A 20,643-nucleotide genomic window follows, 5' to 3' on the forward strand; every position below is an offset into this window, starting at 1 on the left:
TCTCCTTATTAACACGTCAGTACTTATCAATAAAGACCGGGGTCATAAACCAGTCTTTGGAGCCATAATTGTCTTCGTATAAGCTTCTAACATCTCTTGTTATTTTGTTCTCCAGCAGCAAACTTCTGAACCGCTGGCTTAATAGCAAGCGATGATAGGCATAGCTGCCATTACTGGCCCATTCATTTACTAAATACAAGTCATTCGTATAGTTTTCAATATCTGACTGATCATAAAGGTAGGGATAATGGACTTTTCCTTTAATACCGCAGACATCACATCTTTCTTCAGGCTCTGACACAAAATAATAATATTTCGTATTCGGACTTAAAGGAGGCAGCGAATTTTCTGTAATAAGCTGATAGGCCGGGACTCTGTTCTCCGGTTTACCTCGGTGTTCAACCTCTTTTAACTGATAGCCTGTTATATTCCATTCAGCCATAAGCTCGGCCATTTTCTCGGACACAACCCAAAACATACTGTCAATATTAACCATATAGCGACTCTTTAACTTGGAGGTATCCATAACTAAATGGGATTCCAATTCTTTTCTTTTTAGACCGCAGGCCTTACAGAATATTTCTGTTTTCATGGCTGAATTGTTATTTGTTATATTTGCACTAGCTGAGTTTCCAGTTGATTGCAATCTGAAGAACGGCGCTTTGTCGTATTCTTCGTTATCGTAGCTAAATATAATTTCTTCCCCGGTGTGATCAATAGGAAATAGTTTAAGCAATCTACCTCGGATTTCCTCCATCTTTGCAATTACATTATCCTCTGGTCGGAAGACAACTGGAATATCGTAGCTTATTTCGGATGTACGCACTCCTTTTTTAGGGGAAGATACATGAATGTCATACTCATTAAAAAATGATTCAATGTGTTTGGCATAAGAATAGTCAATAAAGAAACCAATTTTTATAGTTACAAGCATCTTCTACCATCTCCTTATTAATTGGGGGGGATGAAGCAATATCTTCATCCCCCAATTAACCCTATTCGTATTGTCTTTTTTAGAAAACTTATAGAGAAATTCCCAGACTTCATCTCCTGTTTCATCCCATAATTCATTATAAGCTTGAATGTGCGCATTAATTATTTTGCTCTTAGTAAGAGTATTAGGATCTAAAACGTTCCCGGAGTCTTGCTGTTTGTGAAAATGTGCGCTGGCTTCCTAGACTCGGCAAGACATCTTATGCGCAGGTTCACGTTTGCCTTAACTTGGGCACACAGTTATTATAATTATGATTCTATAATAGGTTGAACTTATTAAATTCTTATATGATGAGGAGTTCCTTTTATGAAAAGTCCACGTATTGCCGTTGTCGGCAGTTTAAATCAAGATCTCGTTGTCTCTGCGGGTCGAATGCCTTTACCCGGCGAGACGCTCACTGGCGAGTCTATTCACTATATCCCTGGGGGCAAGGGCGCTAACCAAGCGGTGGCCTGTGCCAGACTGGGCGCCCAAGTGGATATGATTGGTGCTGTGGGCGACGATACCTTTGGCCGCTCCATGCTGGCTGAGCTGGAGAGGTTTGGGGTCTCTACGAGCAACATTTCCCAGCTTACGGATACGCATACCGGTGTTGCGTCCATTGTGCATACCCCTGAGGACAACAGTATTATTATCGTTCCCGGAGCCAATGGACATGTCTCCGCTGAACGGGTAGAGCAGTCCGCGGAAACCATCCGCAGAGCCGATATTCTGCTCGTTCAATTAGAAATTCCGCTGGATGGCGTCGAAGCCGCTCTACGGATCGCGCGTGAGTCCAGTGTACCGACCATCCTTAATCCGGCACCTGCCCGAGAGCTAACCCCTCAACTTTTAGCATTGGCTGACTATTTTACCCCCAACGAGACCGAGTTCGCTTTTTACAGCGGTTCTCTCCAAGGGCATTCATCTCAATCGGAGTCAGATTGGCAAGCCGCGTTAAATGAATGGAGCCGTCACTACAGTCATAAGGTCATTTTGACCCGGGGACGTGAAGGCGCTTCTTATCTTCAGGATGGCCAGCCCATGACGATTCCCGCGCCGATCGTCAAGGCTGTTGACACCACTGGAGCAGGTGATTGCTTGAATGGTGCACTGGGCTTTGGCCTCGCCTCAGGGTGGAGCCTGGAGAAGTCTCTCTCCTTCGCCGTCCGGGCCGCTTCGCTATCCGTTATGAAGTTTGGCGCTCAAGCGGGCATGCCTAGCCTTGAGGAAATCCAGTTGTAAAAATACATTATACTGAACCAGATAGCAACCAGCCTTAGTGTGGGCTGTCCACGCAGGAACCGGTGGATGAGTTAAACCCGCTCAGAAAAGAAATTGTCTCTAGTCTTGTTATTACAAGGGGGATAAAAATAATGGAGCCTTGGACACAAGCGCAGATCGAAGACATCCTTGGGGAGCATCACCAGACCTTCCACAAGCGGCTATACCCGTAGTGCAAAATTCCGTCTGGAGCAGCTCCAGAAGCTGTCGGAGGCCATTTCGCAGCATAAGCAAGAGGGCTACTATCAGCACTGTATCAGGACCTCCACAAGAGCGAACTGGAAGCCTACGCTACAGAGATTGGATAGCCTTCGGAGAATACTCCGGCAGTTACAGCGGTTATCAAGAAGTTGATCGGGAGCACCTTCAAAGAGTCGTATATCCGTGTCATTGAAGGCGAGAAGGTCAAGTGGGTACGCAAAATTTTGCGCTAATAGGAACAATCCTTACAGCTCTCCCTCAAGAAACCCGATCAGGTAAGAGTCTGGCACCATTTGTTCACTGAGGCGTGAGGCATGGTGGGGCTTTCTAGAACGTACTGAGCCTCAAATGCTCTTCAGGCTTTCTTCAATGGGACGGGCTAGATACTGATTGGCTACAGCAGTAAAACTGGACTTGCTCAGAAACTGCTCCAGGTTCTGCTTCAATTTGCTCCAGCTCATGTGCTCCTCCTTTTAAATCTGCCAAATCTGCGATACTCAAGGTCAGGTCCAAGCCCAAAAGAATCCGTCGCGGTCCCAGGCAATTCGGCCGCCATGCTGCTTGCGGAAGGCTTTCTTTACCTCTTTGGACAGCGAAGCATTTCCGTTCTCATTGACGAACACAAAGGATTCACCAAAATGAGTCTTCACATATTCGATGACATCCGCCTGATATAACGTCCCTCGGAACCTGATCTCCTTGACCATCCATTCCGCTACTTCCTGCGCGGTTACTTCCATGGGGTGTTGCTCCTCTCTACTCAGTTAACTTTGTGTGCATAACCTTGTGCTATACAATAGAAATAAATGTGAGGGGAAAATGTAACTCCCAAGGAGATCATTCCCCTGAAGAAGAGTTTGGGTTCTTTACATCTGCTCACCCGTAGCTTGATTTATAACAGTTTGTTTCATCCTTATTCGCCCCTCCATGGTTTTTTTCATGCCATTTGCTCTCCACCTCATAGTAGAATCCCGGGAAATTGAGGTCCTACTAAAGCAGTAGCCAGCAAAAAAAGAGGGGCGTATCTGATAGGCTAGGCTTAGCGGCTTAGCGCTACCATCCCTTAATGTCCAACAACTCGTATCGAATGATGCCCATCGGTGCATCCACGTTGATCGTATCGCCGATGGCTTTACCTATCAGTACTTTACCAAGCGGGCTTTCATAAGAGATCTTACCGTTCACCACATCTGCTTCAGCAGGTCCAACAACTTGATACTCCAGGGTGTCGCCGAATTCGATATCTTTTAATACGATATTGGAGCCCACCTGAACCGTGCTTGAACTTGTATGAGTGGTATCTACAATCTGGGCATTGTTCAGCATCTTCTCCAAAGTGATAATTCGTGTCTCCATAAAAGCCTGATCGTCCTTGGCTGAATGGTACTCGCTATTCTCCTTCAAATCGCCATAGCTAATCGCCAGCTTGATACGCGCCGCCAGCTCTTTGCGTTTCACGTATTTGAGGTCGTCGAGTTCCGCCTGTAATTTGTCAAATCCATCCTGTGTTAATATTACTTCTTCCGCCATGCCTTGGCCCACTCCATTCAAATGACTATTCTGATTTGTTTATTTCCGGTTCGCCTCATGTACTTCCAGCAGCCTGCCTTTGATCATGAACAGCATCGAATGGGAATTCGCTGACGTTAATCCGGTCACCACTGCTCTTAGGCTGAGAAATCACCAGAAATTCCACATTCTCATTGGATTTATTCAACATTTGATGGGGAACCAATGGAGGGATCTCCACGCCTTCTTTGGCCTCCAAAATAAGGACCTCTTCATCAAGAATCATCGTCGCCGTCCCGGACAAAATAAAGAAAAATTGCCTTGCCTTCTGATGGTAATGCTTGATCTCAAAAGCACCTGCTGGCATGGTCTCATGGATCACACTTAGATCATCATTTTTGACTAAACGCCATCCGTTGCAGTGATCTCCCCAAGTAAAATGTTCTGCGTTTTCTCTGGATATTTTCATAGTCGAAGCTCCCCAATCATTTCAATTCAATTCATTATTTATTGGTTTGACGCCGTATAACGGGGTCCTATGCCCCGTTCGGTGAATCCGCAAATTACTCCCCTCTCCGATTCCAGAAGTAGGTCATCTCTCTATACCCAACGTCCCATAGCTTTATATTTCCCTTAATTTTAATTGTAAGCTCATTGCCCTGTTCAAGATAGATGGAGGACATATTCGATTCATGACGTTGATCTCCTCCTAAAGACACGGACAGCAGCTCCGCTCCGTCAACGGTAACGCTCAGGCTCCCATCAGCATCTTCTTCGTCGGGAGCTCCATAGTTTAGCAACAGGTAAAGCTCCTTATTGCCTAACTGATAGGTGAACGTCCCACCATCGTTGCCTTCGGCGCTATACACATTATATTGGGGCTCGATATATTCTCCGCCGATGGTTAAATCGTATCGTCCTGCTGCAGCAGCCGGATTTCCGGTGCTGTCTCGCAGATCGTTTAATGCTACAAATGAGTCCAGTTCCTTGGTGAACACCTTGTCGATAAGCCCGAAGCTCCCCCATACCGCAATCAGAAGGACCACAGCAGAAAGTCCCGCACCCACTATATTTCTCCAGACATGCTGAGTACGGAAGCCAAGCTTGTACGCTCCGAATCCAATAGCTGCGCCGACGGAGTTCTGAACGACGTCATTCATATCGAAGCTGCCGAGCAAAGTCAACGCCTGAACCGTCTCCATCACGAGAATGGACAGGACAAACAGAGCAATGAATCGTATAAAACCGCTCCGATATAACCATGGAATTAATATGCCAAACGGGATGAAGGCAGCGATATTGCCAATGGCCACCATATCCATCAGCGTAGGATGCAGGAGATCGGATAGACCCGGCAGCCTAAAAAAATTCCCCGGCACAAAATTGAAGGTGTAGCCAGCCACTTGAGCTGCATCATCTGCTCTGCCAAATGCAAACAACATAAAGTAAAGAATCAGTACGGTATAACTTAAGGTGATGGTCAAAATAATCTTACGCTGCTGTGCCGTCATCATGTCCTCCTTAACGGTCGTATCCTACTCTATATTAGGATAAATCTGGCCGGTGGACACTGGACCTTAGTCGTGATCCACGTTTTCTTGCCAATTTGATAACAGGCCAAGTTGCTCAAAGGGAGTGTCGGCGCACTCCCTTCGCTACTTCGGGCAGGGCTCAGCAGTCTTGTCATTATTAAAGTTATCAATAATTGAGATCGTTTTATTTGCCACATCACTACCGAGTGAGGCATACAATTTTTTATCACCAATAACATAAAATTCTTCCTTAGCTCGTGTAGCTGCAACATTCATTATGTTTGGTTCAGAGACAGCCCATCTGGCAGCCCCGCTGCTATCAAAGTCAGCTCCTAGAACAAAGTAGACGATTTCGGCCTCTTTCCCCTGAAAAGTATGAACAGTTCCAACATTTGTTGGTTTCCCGTTTTCTCGTTTTGTAAATTTAATTTCATCTAGAACTTGTGCAAGTTTATATGCCACATTTTTAAATGGGGTGATAACATAAATTTCTTCCAATATATTCGGATCTTCTTTCAAACGTTTATCAATTATACTTTTCAGTAGATCTGCTTGTTCTTTAACAAATTTATCATTTGCTTTTCCGGTTAAATCATACCATTGTGATTTTCCTTTTGATGCATCTTCTGATTTTCCTTGTACCATCAACCCGTCATACGATATTTCGTTTGAAATCGTAAACATCGGATCGTTTGAACGTCTGTGCACCCAAAGAGGTATGCCAATCCATTCATCCTCATTTTTTTGAAAGCCATACTGACTTGTCGCATCCACAATAGTTTGAGTAGACGCATCAGCGGAGACAAATTTCTCATCGACTTTATAGTGTCTTCCAATCAAGGTTAGAACATTTGAATCTAACGTCAAAACGGGCTTTATTTGTGAGGGATCGCCAACAACCATGACCTTCCTGCTTCTAAAAATCGCACCAATACTAGCTTGTGGCAGTGCTTGACCAGCCTCGTCTATGAATAGATTGCCTATTGAATTTTTATTTAGATTTTTAAACATTCGCCCAAAGCTAGCAAAGGTCGTGCTGACAACAGGGATAGTGAAATTCAACCATTGCCATGATTCCGAGATTAATTCCAGCCCGTTTTCTTTTCCAATGTAATCCAACTGTTTACTCCAGATCATCCTGGCAGCCTTCAGACTCTTTCTGTTTTCATACAGGAATTGCTTTTTAACTTTTAAAGCGGAAATAAACAACTCTGATTGCAATTTGCGAAATTGCCTGGTATACCATGGATTAGACTTTTGCAGCTGATCATAAGATAGTGAAAAATCCAGTTCATAAATACCGCTTTGAGATTTGATTTTTTCCAATAAAAGGACTTCTTGTTCCATTTTATTAAAATTATTCTGTTGATCGGTTACCCATCGCTCGAAGTCAGCTTTTGTTTCCAAAATTTGTTTTTGAGCGTACATGCTTTTCCTAGCATTTTCCCTTAACCCGCCTTCTAATTGCATACGGTTATTCAGCAATTTAGTTTTTCGTTTAATTAGATCATTTAAATGATCATTTGCACTATTCAAATTTTTGAAGTACTGCTCAGCTTTGGGTCGATTAAACATTTTATGAAACCACAAAAAGCTTGGCTTTTGTGAAGTAACTACATCATAATTTCTTTCAGCTTGAGCTTGTAGATCGATTAGACTTTCTATTTCAATAGAAGCATTCGATAAATCATCCTGGAGATTTCTACTTTCTTGGCTCAGTCTTTCAAGTTCACGAGTCGTTTCTGCTTCCTGTGCAATTAAACTGGACCGTTTCTCTTTTTCTCCATGTTCAAAAGCAAGCATTTGCTCCGTATAGATGGTTCTTAATTTTTGAAGATATGCCATCTTCTCGCTATATTCTTGCATTTCTTCTCTTTCAAGTTTTAATTCATCGTACAGCCGGAAAAATTCTTGATATACACTTTCACCTATATTTTCTGGATCATGATCTTCTAAATCTTTTTCAATTGCTTTTACATATAAAAGTAACTTGTTGACATTTGTTGATGTCCCGCCCTCTAACGAGAAAGCACCCCAATTCTCCTCGTTTAAAAGCTTAGCTTTAATTTCGTGATTCTTTCCGAAGCCTTCTTCGCTTAATTTAGAATTAGATATATTTTTGAAGTAATTAGCTTCATCCAATTGCTTTTGAAAATCGTCAGCAATCGTTTCCTTCTTTGGTAACTCCTTAACAATATTTTGAACTGCCCCGTTGTTTGAACTTGCAACAACAATATTTTTAGCTGAAATAGAGGGCGGCAAAACACCTATTTTAGCGCTTTTCCAATAAACCAGGCTTCCTTTAATCCTTTTATCAGAAAGCTGCACAATTTCTGCTGCCTGTTGGACCACCAAATCAGCAAAAATATCTTTTAACAATGTTGTTTTCCCTGTCCCTGGGGGACCATTGACACTACGAATCTCATTTTTGTCGTTTAGAGCTAGATTCACCGCTGTCTGTTGCATAAATGAAAGTGCGTAACTAGGATTACTTGGGAACCTTCCCAAAGGATAATATTTAGGTTGTAGAATGGTTGTCTCAAAAATTTGGGGATTAAAATGATCGGACTCTTTATTGCTATCTAGATTTTGTCTGGATCCTGAAAAACCACCAAAATATCGATCCAAGCTTTTATTAGTAATTGTCTTTGCTTTGTTCAGGTCATCAATAAAGAATGAATGAAGATTTACATCTCCATTCTCCAAATTCTTTACAAATGCATAGCGAAAATTATCCGTGGAAGCATTATACTCCTGTAAAAGATTAGAAATAGTAATATTAAAGCCCTCATCAAATCTACTGTTTAAATCTTCTCTAAATGAGTTCTCAACTTTCAAAAAATTCTCTGGCAAATTACCATGTTTCCGGATATGGCCACTCATTGTGAGAAACAATTTATCCGCTATAAAATTTAATCGGTTATCAAAATATATTGCGAAAGTGAATTTGTTTGAGGTGTTAACTTCTTCGTAGGTTTTAGCAATCTTGTACTTCACTCTCAATATATTAACAACTTCTTGAAAGTCAAAAATATCAAAATATAACACTAAACCTGACTTTTCAAAGAGCTTGTCGGATAAATTTTGTTTTTCTTTTTGTCTAATTAGAAAGTCTAGAAAAAACTTATTCCAGTCCTCTTCTATTGTATGTAATAGCTTCAACGATTTTTCTTTTCTATTAATTGAACCTTCGGAAAGCTGTTCTATCGTAATCCAAGCATTTAAAATATCTTCCCTTTTATTCATGTTCTCCTCCCAGTATTATCTACACATAAATATTATATAAGCTTCACCAGTGTACTTCGTTTAATTATTCACATACAACTAGACTTCTTCTAATAGCGCCAAAACTTTCTGTCATCAGTTATTACGCCCTACTTGTGATACGGTTCACCGTATCGGTTGATATGGTAAACTAAATGACAAAGGGAGGGGCAAATGCCTCTCCCTATTCTCCAACTAATGAGGTACTTTAAAAACAAATTTACTGCAAATGTCTCCTACAGAGATTGTATAATCAGTGAGAAGCACCTGCCCATAGTAGGTAAAAGGCATATGGTGCCTTTCCCGATAAAACAAAAAAATCTCATCATCTGAAGACATTGACAATTTTAGTCTGACATCATTCTGATGATTTCGTTCACCTTCCATGTAGAGTATGCCTTCCTCCAAATGGTCAGCATATTGAGTCAAACTCTCTTGTTTATATCTAGTGACAAACAAGATTATTTTATTATCTCCCTTTGGGGTAACGATACCCCTACCGATCGCATGCCAAGTTTTATACCCCCATAAATTCGCAAGAAACGGCCTGTCATATTCCTGATGAATGACTAGATCGTCAAGAAGCACTTTGCTCTACCCCCAGTCTTTCTACTTTTGGGTTTCGTTAGGTTTATTTCCTATTTGATTTACAAGAGTACTACATCTTGTTTGAGCGTTTCTCTTAAGCTCACATTCCCAAACTATCAACACTCTCCAACCCATAGCCTGTAAAGATTGCTGGTCTTGCTTATCGCGGCTAATATTGCCTTTGAGCTTCTTGGTCCAATAGTCAATATTAGACTTAGGAATACGGTAGTACTTGCAACCTTCGTGGCCATGCCAGAAGCATCCATGTATAAAGATAACTGCCTTATACTTTGGCAAAATAAGATCGGGCTTTCCCGGTAGTTTCTTATCATGTAGTCTGTAGCGGAAACCTTTGTTGTGCAGATACCTCCTGACAATCATTTCAGGAGCAGTGTTCTTCGACTTTATTTTGGACATCATCTTGCTGCGTTCTTCTGTTGTCAATGTGTCCACCATCAGCAAGTCCTCCCTGCATGTTGGATAACCCACTACACAAATCGAGCATTTCTGCAAGTTTAGCAGCAATAGCCCTCCCCATGATTGGCGGTACTGCATTTCCAACTTGCTGGTATTGCGAATCCTTGGTCCCTACAAATTCATAGTCATCAGGAAAGGATTGCAGTCTGGCTGCTTCGCGTATACTTATTGCCCTTGGAATCGTCGGATGAATCCACATTGATTTGCGTACATTTGTAACTGTTCCGGAAGGCTTACCATATTCAAGTCTTAAATAGATTGAATTTTGTGTTCTTTCTGGTCGAGTATACGTATTCTCGATTAAACTGCGGTCAAGATCATGGAAGTTCTGCCCTTGACCCAAAGCTTCAAAACGTTTTTGGGCAGTCTCTCTTGTTTCTGTAGCTACGTGATTGCTTAACATGGCCGAATTGCGTAGTAGCCGCGTAAGCTCCGTTGCTTCAAATTCATTATTTAGCGGAATGGGATCATCCTCTGTATTAATAACTGGATGTATCTGCTCCAAATCCTGAATCGCATCAAATACCGTTAAATACTCTGCTTCTTTATAGACTTTTACAGGCAATTTCGGTTGAAGATGCAAGTCTTTCCTCAACCCAATAGCAATATATCTTTCACGAAGCTGAGGCACCCCAAACCATGCAGCATTAAGCACACCATCATCTATTTGATACAACTGCCCCAGCCTTTTGCCAATGTAATCAATAACTGAGTATGAGTCAGCATCTACATACACGCCTCTTTGATCTACCTTTAAGTTGCGTACAGCTATACTATGATCCAATAGTTCTTTTGCATGCATCATCAGACGTTGAACATTCAGATAACTCAAAATCTCATGTTCCGCTTCTTCAAATTCTATTTCCTCTCCAGCATATCTAATAAATGCATTAAGCGAAGCTTGCTCAAAATTAATATATTGTCTTGAAATAGCTGGGCTTCTTTGAGGCAGTACTGAGATATGCTTGATACATTGCTTGCCTTTGCTCAGAGCCTTCTCCCTTGTCTCTTCCTTCCGGGAGTTTTTATGCAGCATTCTTAATGCATAAAACACCTTGTCAGGCAATATCAGTTCATTTAATATAGCTGGATTAAACAAATACTCATAGATATCACCCACAGGGCACTCGGTATCTAAAAGACAAATTGTTTCGTTGCGGGTGACTATCCCCAGTTGCTCAAATTCAACCCCATCATTATGTGTACAATAAAAACGGTGAATATCTGACTTAAGCATCCGAACATTCTCCATCACAAAAGCTTTCGGTTTCAGGTTAAGAATTACTTCAACATACTTCTTAACCAGACTATTATTTTGACTAATAATATGATTTCGTTGACGATTTGCATTTGAAAACCCTTGACAAGGGGGGCCTCCAACAATTACGTCAAATTCTCCATATGAACGCTTGAAAGAGTCGTAGTCCGTTATATCCAAGATATCACTTAGTACTTCTGTATTCTCATGATTGCGTTCATATGTTGCTTTTGCATAGTCATTTTTCTCAACCGCAACAGCAATATCAAATCTTTCTGTCTGCATAAAACCCAGACTCATGCCGCCCGCACCTGCAAATAAATCCAATAGTCTATACACGTTGTTTCACCTCTTTTCAAGCGTCCTTCCAACCTTCAACAATAACCCTTTCAAGCAAAGAAAGCAACTTCTGGCTATGTATTGAGTTTGGCAGCTTCGCAGGCATATTGCAAGCTATTTTTAAAGCATCTGCCTCTGTGTGATAAGGTATTTGCTTCTCAAGAATAAACGAGTACAATTTTCTCCAATAATCTGCCCCATAGTTGACCACTCTTGTCTGTGCCTCAATGCCGCTAACAATTTTCTGTTCTTTGCGGGCTCTGCGAACTTCTGTCTTTTCATCTCCTGAAGCAATGAGCACCGATTCTATTTCTGTATCAAGAGTAATGTTCAAACTCTTTACCTTATTCCAACAAGCTTCTCTCTTACACCACTGTGTCACATTAGCAACAGCTCGTGAGGAATCGGTTATGGAGTCTAATACTGCTTTGGCTAGCTTATTTAATTGGCTTGTAAGCACACTTGGCACTTCTTGTTTATTCCAAATAATTTGCAAATCCAAGACGTAGGTCGAGCATTGAGTTTTTAGCAAATGTACCAGCAAAGCAATTGTGTAAGTTACAATGTTGGCACGATATCCGTGCTCATACCATGACTGATGAGTAACCAGCTTCTCAACGTGTTTGAATAGAATGTAAAGAGCAATCGACTCTTGAAAAAACTTTTCATTGAAAGAATCCTCGGATAGTTGCCATTCATCATCAATCCATTCGGCGAACTCTCTAAAATTAGACTGAGCCCCTTTGCTGACAACATGAGGCAACTCTCGCCACGTATTGCGAGCTTTTGCCAGATCCGTCTTAGTAATGAGCTGATGCTTAGGATTTTGCGTAAGGAACCGATTGCGTTCGGCCTTAGTCATACGAATTTGAGTTTGCAGATACTGACCTCTTGCCCGTTCATAAAACCACCGAGTGTCATGTTGAGATCCTCCCGTTGCTGGAGCAAACAGTCTTCGTGAGATCTGTTCCATACGTATATGGAAGGGATGCGTTGAAAAAAAGTCTGCATCGCTGACTTTATTTTGGCTATTTGATGACTTTGAAATTTTCTGCATTAAATTGTGGGTTTCATCAGGCTCTGCATTAATTTCAGTCAGTTTCATTTGTACACTAATCCCATCAAGATTAGACTTGTCTTTATAACGTGCACTTGATAGCGAAGCTGTTGTTTGTCCACCATTAATAATTTGAAAATCCCTAACGTAGGTAATATACTTCCCCTCAGGTTTTTCTTCTATTACTACATCCACTGCGGTAGCTGCAATTCCATTATTAAAAGCAAAAAACATTTTAGGAGAATTAAGAATTGTCTCTCGTATCTTTTTGTTTACTGCCACTTTAGTGCTCAAAAATGACCTCACATTACCCTCAAGTAATTGCGAGCCAAAATAATCGTATATATCAGCTACCACTGAACCAGGAATTACACATAGAAAAGAACGATAGGAATTATCTCCAAAATTGCCCGCATCAAGACAAGGAATCCCGTTAGCTGTATACTGTGTAAAGTTAATCTCGACACTTTCACGGCCAGACTCTGCCAAAAACATCTTATACAGACGCTCAACATCCCAGATCTGGAATTCCACACTTACTCCCTCAAACTCTTTCACTGGGAAGCTTTCAATTCGGCCACTCATTAATCCGTCAGTAAACAGCAGAACACGATACTTCCGAATACGCTCCTTATTAGTTCTCAATATATCAACTAAATCTGCTGCTGAACTACTTATCTCTATTTTATCAATCAATTTATTACTGAAAGTCTCTTCAACAAACCGAAGAGGCCACTGAAATATTTGCTCTGCTTCAGAACGAGTAAGAGTCCTCTCAGCATCGTCACCGAGATAGTCCGCCACAATAAGATTCATAGTATAATCAAACTCGTCCAGTGCGTACCCATCAATTCTTAACTTTCGATTACGCATTCCTGAGCCTAAATAGAACGAGGCTTCAAAATCCGGGAGCACTTCAGCGTTTACAAGGTAGTTTGAAACAATTCCTATAAAGGCCGCACTTGAACCCTCGCCATAGGCTGCAGAAGTTGAACGAACATCCTCGAGAAATTCTTTTCTAAAATCCTGCAAATCCATATGGCACCTCCAAATTTAATTATTGAATTCTCCAGTTCTCAATTGCTGAAATACTAATATTATAGCTTGCTGATGCGATTTGAGACGGAACGTTGGTATTAGTTAATTTAGGAAAACTATCATCTACTCTATATCTCTGGTTTCCGCCTATTCTATACCAGTATTCTTTATATTCTAATGAATCTATAAATCCATTTCGCAATAGCTTGTCGTTAAATAGATCAAGCGTTGCTGGATTGCATTTTAAAACTTCTCGTATATCATCCGCTTTGCTCAATAAAGTAAAAGAATTAGAAGAGTTAGGAGCAGTTTTATCAATAAAGTATATTACAAGCTCTCCAGGAATTGGTGCTTTTAATTGTTCCATTGAAGAAATCATTATGGTTTTTGACCCAATTCCAGTTGCCTTCACTTCATGCCAGGTAGTCGAAAAAACGAAATCCTGATCCGCTCCTTCGGGCCCCATCCAGCTCTCAACTGCTTCATGCATAGGAATTCTATTTAAAATGCAATTATGCAAGTGAATTAATTCCCCCAGAAGCCCTTTTCTTTCTGAATCACCCAATAATCCGCTGTTCTGCTGCTCCATTAGTTTTGACCACTGCATATACCGCTTTTCAACAAATTCAATTCCTAGCACTGAGTCGCATTGGCTCCTCGATGATTCAATTAAATCGCAACACAATCGAGTGAATACTTCTTCATTTTCTTGGCGAACTAAACGAAAAGTTATTGTCCATTTCCCATCGCCGCGGCGTCCGACTGAGGATAAAATTGACTTGGACGATTGCAGAATATTTGGCTCATAGCTGGAAATTATCAACAGAGATTTTTGATTAATATCTTCATAGCCAATGTGCCAATCCAGGGGATGAGTGCCATCTATCCTTACATACGACTTGGTGTATTGAACAATGCTGTTCCACTTATCGAGAATTTGCTCATTAGTCAACATCATTATCATCCTCATCATCGACGTCCATCCAATTGCTTATATCCACCATATTGACAACGTAATTTGCTGTTTCTATATAACCGTTCCCAGGAAACCCAACCCCAATGGCATACAATGTTTCAGGGATCTTGATATTATTGATTGGAGCATCCTTCTTACCAGTACTTTTTAATACATGCAACATTAATATAGGTTTTCGATCCCCTATGAGATAAGCACTATCAGGAGTATTACTTGTTTTACCAGGATTTAGTTTTCTAAATCTCTCCTCAGCTTCCTTGATCTCGCCTTTAGTAAGCCCTGCCTTTGTACAACCTCCAGATCCCACTCTAACCTTAGTACCCATAACCTTTATCATTCCATTTGCTTCTTCAATATAGCGTTTCTCTCTTTTTATATTGATGATCCCATTAGCACCTTCAAGCTCGAAATCATCTGAATCAGAGCCAAAAGGAATAAACACATCCCATTCGGTCATCCCTGAATTTTTTTCAATATACTCAGCTAGAGCCTTACCTTGAAATGACATATGCCAAGGATGAGTCTCAAAACTATAAAGCAACTCGACAATAAGATCCTTGTGAATCCCAGACCACATAAGCCCCGATTGATCTACACCACGTCTCGAACCTGCTGTATCCAAGTTCGCCACAAACAATCTAAAAGCACGTTCATTTGCTGCAAGAACATCAGGTTTGGATTTTAATCGCGGTGTTTCAAGTAATTTTCCGGTTACTGAGATTGGTCTACTAACCTCCGTCGCTGTTCTCATCTTATTTCTAGCTGTGACAATAAGCGATTCAGGATGTTTTCTTACTTTTAGGCCGAAGTCTTTAGGTGTAAGATTGTACTTATTCATTCTGCTAATTTCATCTTTCAACTCATTGGCTGCTGCGGTAATATGTCCATACCAATCAATTGCATCGGAAGACATCCACACCTTGAACAAATCGCTGTAATTAGGACGATAGCCGAACCATCTCGCCATTTGCAAAAGAGTATCGTACATTTGAGAATTGCGATAAAAATAACTAGTGCAAAGACCTTCGAGTGTCAAACCTCTTGACAAGCTGTTTCCCCCAACTGTAATAACACGTAAGCCATTATCCTCATAAGCATCATAATTTAAGCTGGCTGCTCCCGTTTTTTGGTTAACTGCTCGAATCTCTATTGGAGAGATTGCTTTATGTAAGTACGTAGCAAGCAAATCTCCCCATGACACTTTTGCTTTCTCTTCAAGATGATACTTTTCCCATATTTGTTTTAGCATCCTTAACGATTTTATTTTCATAGTCTGTGCCTCATCAAGAGCACCATAATTATGCACATCAGATTTAACTTGTTCCAGCCAAACTATTATTTTCTCACGTATTCTCACTTGGACATCAGTAAAGCGGCTTACGTTAACAAGCATAGAGCGATGATCCTTACTATCTCCACGAACGTCTCTTACTGCATTAATCAATAAGAAATAACCCATTGCTTCATATAAACTTGGCGGTAGTTCATCAACAACAAGATCCTTCTTGTGCTTAAATGGAAAAAACAATTCAATTTCATCAGTATCTATCTCTTCTATATTTTTTTCATGGGTGCCATCATTGCCAAACATAGCATTAGCACCGATATAATTTGTTGGAGGGGCTAGCAAATAAATAAAGTCTTTTGGAAATAAATCATCGCCTACCATGTCGTCATCATTTTCTGGATTAATAAAAATATTGGCAAATGGTGTAGCTGTTACACCTACATATGTAGCTTGATAAAAACGATTTAAGATTGAACGTATTGCCGCATTAATCGCTGTAGGATCTTCTTCTTCCTTTTTTGTGTTCACTGATGCGTTATCAGCTTCATCGTCAATAAGAAGCAGCGGCAAATCTATTTTCCCAGAATTATCTGCATTATTGGTAAGAAGCCAGCTCTCCAGGTTTTTAAGCACTGATTTATTCTTCTTCACAACAAACAAGGCAGGTTCACTTATATTTCTCAGGGTCAGATCGTTACTGTTCAGAATACTTGTATTGAAATCATACAGCACCGACGTAAAAGCAGATATCCGTTTGGATGAATCAATTTTCCCGACTCCATCAAACACATTTTTCACTTCCTGCTTCCCCTTTAAACGCAATAAATCTTTACTCAATCTGCCTGCAAATTCTTTATCCAACCGCTTCTGAGTTTGCATACGCAGATTTTCCATCATTCCAGCTAAAACAATAATCACTTTATATCCGGTATCTGCTGCTTTATTGCAGATAGCAGTATAGTTAACCGTTTTACCAGATTGAACATCCCCGAGTACTAATCCCCTTCTCTGCCAAGGCTTCTTACTTTGGGGATCTCCAAATTGGTCTACAATTTCATTAGATACTGTCTCTAAACTAGCGGTCACCCCAGTATTCCAACCTTTTACATCCTCCAAGTATCGTTTAAACCTGTTCCAGTAATAAAAGTCGATTTCTGCCCTGCGGCCTGGAAGCCACGATTGATGATCACTATTTTTATTTGAAATATAAACTCCGACATCCATTTGTATAACCAAAGTCGCCTTTAAATTCTTCATAATTTGATTGAATTCTTCGTCTGCTATAGGGAAAGCTTCGCGTAGACCCATGGCTTCCGCTATGAATTCATCTTCACTTGGCGGAGCATCAGGATGCTTGGTATTAATTGCAACTGAAATGAATCGCTCCAGCATTTGGGCAGCTTGACTCAACATTTATTCAGCCTCCTCGACTAATTGAATTAATAATTGCGGATATTGACTAAATGGCTCTGTATTTTCCAACCTCTTCAACATTTCGTCTTTTTCCTGCGTACTTCTACATACAGATAGAAGTTGCTCCAAAAGCACCAATATTTCACTCCTGGATATTTCACTCTCATTTAAAATTCGCCGATCATTTGTCAGATCAATGTATAACTGGTTTAAAGGCAACCCTTTCTCGATTTGAATCAAAAGTTTCTCTAATAATTGCTTTTCTATGGTAGTACTTGAATTTAGCACTTCAATCAGAGGATAATCTCGGTTGATCTTATAGATTAGTCCTCCTTCTCGAGTTTTCAACCTATCCCATATATGAATCTGAGAATCGTCAGTTTCCTTCCTACCTCTGTATGTCCAAGTTCTCGCACTACTTTCGGAAATTTTCCCAATAATTCCAGACAAATTTTTACGTACGACCTCGGGAGGTACTGCAATTGATTTTTTAATGTCCAGCGTCCACAGATAATCAAGAGAGTTAGGAATGTCAACACGAACACGAGAGAGTTTTGATAGATCTCCTTGACGCATCAAACGAAACCACGTGCCCCAAACGAGAAGCCTTTTATTGCGGTACACATAAAATCCTTGCAGTCTTCTAAGGCCATCTTTTCCACCAAGCATGTTTAATTCCATTTCGGAAAGTTGAGAAGTATGAGGCAAGGTATACGGCCTTACCATAACTTTATGTCCTTCAATTAAAATGCTCTCGTCATCCATAACTTGTGTGCTTCTATCGACTAAAAAAGGATCTATCGGTTCAATTTTCACCTTGTTAATCCAGATTTCAACCTTTTTGATTCCAGGCTCTCTCCCGGCAAGATACCTATGAAATACAAGTGATAAGTGCCCTCGAACCTGATCCATGTATTTACCCATTGATTTATCGAAGTTGATCTCTGCCACGCTTAGTCGGTCTAATGCTTGCCAGACTACCAAGGTCCCTGACTCATTCTCACTTAATTCTTCAACATGAGGAATATCTGTTATATCCTCTAAGCTAAATATTTTCAGTGACCAGTCATTTGTTGATTGAATAAAATCCAAATCCCACTGTGCCGCAGCTACCTGGCCCTCTTTTTTGCTAATAACGGTAAGCCTTCTGCATTGGGACATAGATGCAGTCTTCAAACCTAGTCCAAATCTACCCAAGTCACCTGTTGCACGATCATCCAATGGATTTTTGCTGCCATATCTCATGGCATTTTTTAATTCCTCTTTATCCATTCCAATTCCATTATCCAGTATTGCAATATAAGGCTCTTCAACAGGGAAGAACATAATGTCTATTTGTGTAGCCTTTGCAGTAATGCTATTATCAATAATGTCAGATACTGCAGTTTCTACTGAATAGCCAATTGCTCGGGTTGCCTCCATAAGAACTGGTGCATACGGCGGTATAGAAATGACCTCCATATGTGCTTCCCCCTTTCATAAACAGTCATCAACTTGCTTTATACTCTAATAGTTCGACAGAATTTCCCATATCCCTGTTCTTTAGACCCAATACCTCACTACTAATTAATTCTGCATCTGCTGATATAGGAATAACATCTTAATGCTTTAAAACGCCTTTTCCTTCATAATTCTATATTTGCTTTTTCAACAAAGTATAATGGTATACTTAACGCATTGATGAAATGAGGTCTTACTATGAAACTCACAGTATACATAATTAACGAAAAAATAGAAAAGTTCTATCTTGAAGCTATAAAAGAATATGAAAAGCGTTTAAGCCGATACTGTACCATTAAATTGATTTATCTAAAAAGAGAAGATCAGCTTGAAAAAAAGCTTAGTGACAATAGTTATAAAATACTTATAGCTAACACCAAGCAATCACTGTCATCAGAGGAGCTTGCGGAGAAGATTAATGATTTAGGAGTTTCGGGGACATCAGACATCTCCATTATTATCGGCTCAGAAAACACACCGTTTGATGAGAAGTTGACGATGAGTCAAATGGACATGGACACAGGGCTTAAAACAACCATATTAATTGAGCAACTATATCGAGCATTCCGTATTATCCACAATCATCCCTATCACAAATAATATTTAGTGCAATTAAGCATGTTTTAGAAGATTTCCTCTAATTTTACCGATACACCGGCAATCGTAAAAATTTATGTTAGGTCATACAAAAGTGGTAGACATTTTGTTTGCAAATTATTGTCGCTTAAGAGTACATATATTATCCTTCACAACCATAAGGATTAGAGTTAAATCCACTTTGTAATATATTCGCCCTGTTCATACTTTTCGCTATTATATAAACTGGTAATAATTATTATTCTAGCTTCATTTCCAAAAAATCAATTTAATTGGAGGGGAAATAATGGTTGAAGAATTGTTTTCAAGAACATATGTATTAACGAATGAAGACAGAGAAATGATACAAGAACACATGATGTTTTATGATGATTTTGAGCGTTTCGGCAATAACATTTTAGATGCTGCTTTTGTTGATGAAACTATTGAGGATTATGAGTTAACAATATACTCAAAATTTTATAGAATTCTGGAACTATTAGATACACTTAAAGTTATGACAAAGGAGAGTTTAATAAACTCAGGGTTCTATGTTTTAAGAGTTTTACTGGAGTCTGCAGTACAACTTAGATATATGATTGATTCAAAGGAACAAATGAGAGAGCGAGCAACTGTATTTCAGATGTTTGATATTAAGAGAACGGCGGCGAATGAAGAGTTATTTTTTAATAGTATTTCTGAAATAGAATGTTATAAAAATTATATTGATTTATTGAAAGCGGGAAAAAGATATGAAAATTGGTTTAGCTATTGTGAAAGGAAAAAGGTAACCATCCAACAATTGTTTGAGTTAGTTGGATGGTCAACATTATATACAGATCTGTATGTACCTCTGAGTAGAGAAATACATGGTGTTACACATATGGAGTCTAACATAACCTATCAAAGAGGTAAGTTCTATTTCAAGGCTTTTAGAAATTTTGAAAATCATGTGTCACTGCTAGTGAATACGCTCAGTATAGTAACTGGAGTATATTCTTGTTTCTTTAAAGTCTATAATTTAGAAGCACACAAAAAAGAATGGGATGAATACGAATCAAAAGCTTTAGAATATATTGCATCAAATAAAGAGATTGTATCTCAGTTTGGATATTCGGGAAGACATTTTTTTTAAACACTTGCGTATCCCACTACTTGTTAGTCCTTGTCCCTGTCACATGGCCGATACAGGAGAGGATCACTCTCACAGGTTATTAGGCTACAAATGCGTAGTTGTTTTTTTTATTGGCTTTATCGTTGATGAAGCGGAAGCTGTATCAAGGAAACGCGGGTATTGGGCGTACTTTTAGTCAATACACTTGGTTTTGTCGTAGTACCTCATCTAATCAGTATTTTAGCTGGGATTTGCT

At 40.0% G+C, this 20,643-nt stretch carries 16 protein-coding genes and 1 pseudogene; 4 read left to right on the top strand and 13 right to left on the bottom strand.

The window, feature by feature from the left end; all coding sequences use genetic code 11:
• Positions 1-16: 16 nt before the first annotated feature.
• Positions 17-934, bottom strand: coding sequence for a hypothetical protein (locus C557_RS0103100; RefSeq protein ID WP_018750363.1), 918 nt, complete (start codon positions 932-934; stop codon positions 17-19).
• A gap of 366 nt (positions 935-1,300) precedes the next feature.
• Between C557_RS0103100 and rbsK the strand changes: the two genes are divergently transcribed.
• Positions 1,301-2,218, top strand: coding sequence for a ribokinase (gene rbsK, locus C557_RS0103105; RefSeq protein WP_018750364.1), 918 nt, complete (start codon positions 1,301-1,303; stop codon positions 2,216-2,218).
• A gap of 177 nt (positions 2,219-2,395) precedes the next feature.
• Positions 2,396-2,562 (top strand): annotated as a pseudogene (locus C557_RS25640) (aldehyde dehydrogenase family protein); the annotation flags it as partial.
• 399 nt (positions 2,563-2,961) lie between these two features.
• Here the strand turns inward: C557_RS25640 and C557_RS0103120 are convergent.
• From C557_RS0103120 to C557_RS0103175, 12 genes are all read right to left on the bottom strand, one after another.
• A complete protein-coding gene (locus C557_RS0103120; protein WP_018750366.1) occupies positions 2,962-3,198 on the bottom strand; it encodes a DUF6953 family protein in 237 nt (78 codons plus the stop codon).
• Between the two features lie 313 nt (positions 3,199-3,511).
• The gene (gene greA / locus C557_RS0103125; protein ID WP_018750367.1) at positions 3,512-3,988 is read right to left on the bottom strand and encodes a transcription elongation factor GreA; all 477 of its coding nucleotides are present in this window, start codon (positions 3,986-3,988) and stop codon (positions 3,512-3,514) included.
• Positions 3,989-4,043: 55 nt separating this feature from the next.
• Positions 4,044-4,436: a cupin domain-containing protein gene (locus tag C557_RS0103130; RefSeq protein WP_018750368.1), complete on the bottom strand. Its 393-nt coding sequence runs from the start codon at positions 4,434-4,436 to the stop codon at positions 4,044-4,046.
• A 94-nt stretch (positions 4,437-4,530) separates the two neighbouring features.
• Positions 4,531-5,481 carry a VanZ family protein gene (locus tag C557_RS0103135; protein ID WP_026263272.1) on the bottom strand — a complete coding sequence of 317 codons (951 nt, stop codon included), beginning with the start codon at positions 5,479-5,481 and terminating at the stop codon, positions 4,531-4,533.
• Positions 5,482-5,622: 141 nt separating this feature from the next.
• Positions 5,623-8,745, bottom strand: coding sequence for an AAA domain-containing protein (locus C557_RS0103140; RefSeq protein WP_018750370.1), 3,123 nt, complete (start codon positions 8,743-8,745; stop codon positions 5,623-5,625).
• 213 nt (positions 8,746-8,958) lie between these two features.
• The gene (locus tag C557_RS0103145; protein ID WP_018750371.1) at positions 8,959-9,351 is read right to left on the bottom strand and encodes a hypothetical protein; all 393 of its coding nucleotides are present in this window, start codon (positions 9,349-9,351) and stop codon (positions 8,959-8,961) included.
• Positions 9,352-9,372: 21 nt separating this feature from the next.
• Positions 9,373-9,807: a very short patch repair endonuclease gene (locus C557_RS25645; protein WP_018750372.1), complete on the bottom strand. Its 435-nt coding sequence runs from the start codon at positions 9,805-9,807 to the stop codon at positions 9,373-9,375.
• Positions 9,734-11,425, bottom strand: a complete 1,692-nt coding sequence (locus tag C557_RS0103155) for a DNA cytosine methyltransferase (protein WP_018750373.1) — start codon at positions 11,423-11,425, stop codon at positions 9,734-9,736. Before C557_RS0103155 ends, C557_RS25645 begins: the two co-directional genes overlap by 74 nt.
• A gap of 16 nt (positions 11,426-11,441) precedes the next feature.
• Positions 11,442-13,520 carry an AIPR family protein gene (locus C557_RS0103160; protein ID WP_018750374.1) on the bottom strand — a complete coding sequence of 693 codons (2,079 nt, stop codon included), beginning with the start codon at positions 13,518-13,520 and terminating at the stop codon, positions 11,442-11,444.
• A 19-nt stretch (positions 13,521-13,539) separates the two neighbouring features.
• Positions 13,540-14,478, bottom strand: coding sequence for a PD-(D/E)XK motif protein (locus tag C557_RS0103165; protein ID WP_240472904.1), 939 nt, complete (start codon positions 14,476-14,478; stop codon positions 13,540-13,542).
• The gene (locus C557_RS0103170; protein WP_018750376.1) at positions 14,465-17,197 is read right to left on the bottom strand and encodes a Z1 domain-containing protein; all 2,733 of its coding nucleotides are present in this window, start codon (positions 17,195-17,197) and stop codon (positions 14,465-14,467) included. Before C557_RS0103170 ends, C557_RS0103165 begins: the two co-directional genes overlap by 14 nt.
• Complete coding sequence (locus C557_RS0103175) at positions 17,198-18,658, bottom strand: ATP-binding protein (protein ID WP_018750377.1); 1,461 nt, start codon at positions 18,656-18,658, stop codon at positions 17,198-17,200.
• 237 nt (positions 18,659-18,895) lie between these two features.
• On the opposite strand from C557_RS0103175, the gene C557_RS0103180 reads away from it, so the two are divergent.
• Both C557_RS0103180 and C557_RS0103185 read left to right on the top strand, forming a co-directional pair.
• The gene (locus tag C557_RS0103180; RefSeq protein WP_018750378.1) at positions 18,896-19,297 is read left to right on the top strand and encodes a 23S rRNA (pseudouridine(1915)-N(3))-methyltransferase RlmH; all 402 of its coding nucleotides are present in this window, start codon (positions 18,896-18,898) and stop codon (positions 19,295-19,297) included.
• Between the two features lie 283 nt (positions 19,298-19,580).
• Entirely contained in the window at positions 19,581-20,408 is an 828-nt protein-coding gene (locus C557_RS0103185; RefSeq protein WP_018750379.1) for a DUF5677 domain-containing protein, read from the top strand.
• Positions 20,409-20,643 lie beyond the last annotated feature (235 nt).

This window comes from Paenibacillus sanguinis 2301083 = DSM 16941, assembly GCF_000374825.1.
GTDB lineage: Bacteria > Bacillota > Bacilli > Paenibacillales > Paenibacillaceae > Fontibacillus > Fontibacillus sanguinis.

Excerpts from the sequence above, each read along its gene's own strand:
- C557_RS0103100 (WP_018750363.1), bottom strand. The coding sequence starts at position 934 with ATGCTTGTAACTATAAAAATTGGTTTCTTTATTGACTATTCTTATGCC.
- rbsK (WP_018750364.1), top strand. The coding sequence starts at position 1,301 with ATGAAAAGTCCACGTATTGCCGTTGTCGGCAGTTTAAATCAAGATCTC.
- C557_RS0103120 (WP_018750366.1), bottom strand. The coding sequence starts at position 3,198 with ATGGAAGTAACCGCGCAGGAAGTAGCGGAATGGATGGTCAAGGAGATC.
- greA (WP_018750367.1), bottom strand. The coding sequence starts at position 3,988 with ATGGCGGAAGAAGTAATATTAACACAGGATGGATTTGACAAATTACAG.
- C557_RS0103130 (WP_018750368.1), bottom strand. The coding sequence starts at position 4,436 with ATGAAAATATCCAGAGAAAACGCAGAACATTTTACTTGGGGAGATCAC.
- C557_RS0103135 (WP_026263272.1), bottom strand. The coding sequence starts at position 5,481 with ATGATGACGGCACAGCAGCGTAAGATTATTTTGACCATCACCTTAAGT.
- C557_RS0103140 (WP_018750370.1), bottom strand. The coding sequence starts at position 8,745 with ATGAATAAAAGGGAAGATATTTTAAATGCTTGGATTACGATAGAACAG.
- C557_RS25645 (WP_018750372.1), bottom strand. The coding sequence starts at position 9,807 with ATGGTGGACACATTGACAACAGAAGAACGCAGCAAGATGATGTCCAAA.
- C557_RS0103160 (WP_018750374.1), bottom strand. The coding sequence starts at position 13,520 with ATGGATTTGCAGGATTTTAGAAAAGAATTTCTCGAGGATGTTCGTTCA.
- C557_RS0103165 (WP_240472904.1), bottom strand. The coding sequence starts at position 14,478 with ATGATGTTGACTAATGAGCAAATTCTCGATAAGTGGAACAGCATTGTT.
- C557_RS0103170 (WP_018750376.1), bottom strand. The coding sequence starts at position 17,197 with ATGTTGAGTCAAGCTGCCCAAATGCTGGAGCGATTCATTTCAGTTGCA.
- C557_RS0103175 (WP_018750377.1), bottom strand. The coding sequence starts at position 18,658 with ATGGAGGTCATTTCTATACCGCCGTATGCACCAGTTCTTATGGAGGCA.
- C557_RS0103180 (WP_018750378.1), top strand. The coding sequence starts at position 18,896 with ATGAAACTCACAGTATACATAATTAACGAAAAAATAGAAAAGTTCTAT.
- C557_RS0103185 (WP_018750379.1), top strand. The coding sequence starts at position 19,581 with ATGGTTGAAGAATTGTTTTCAAGAACATATGTATTAACGAATGAAGAC.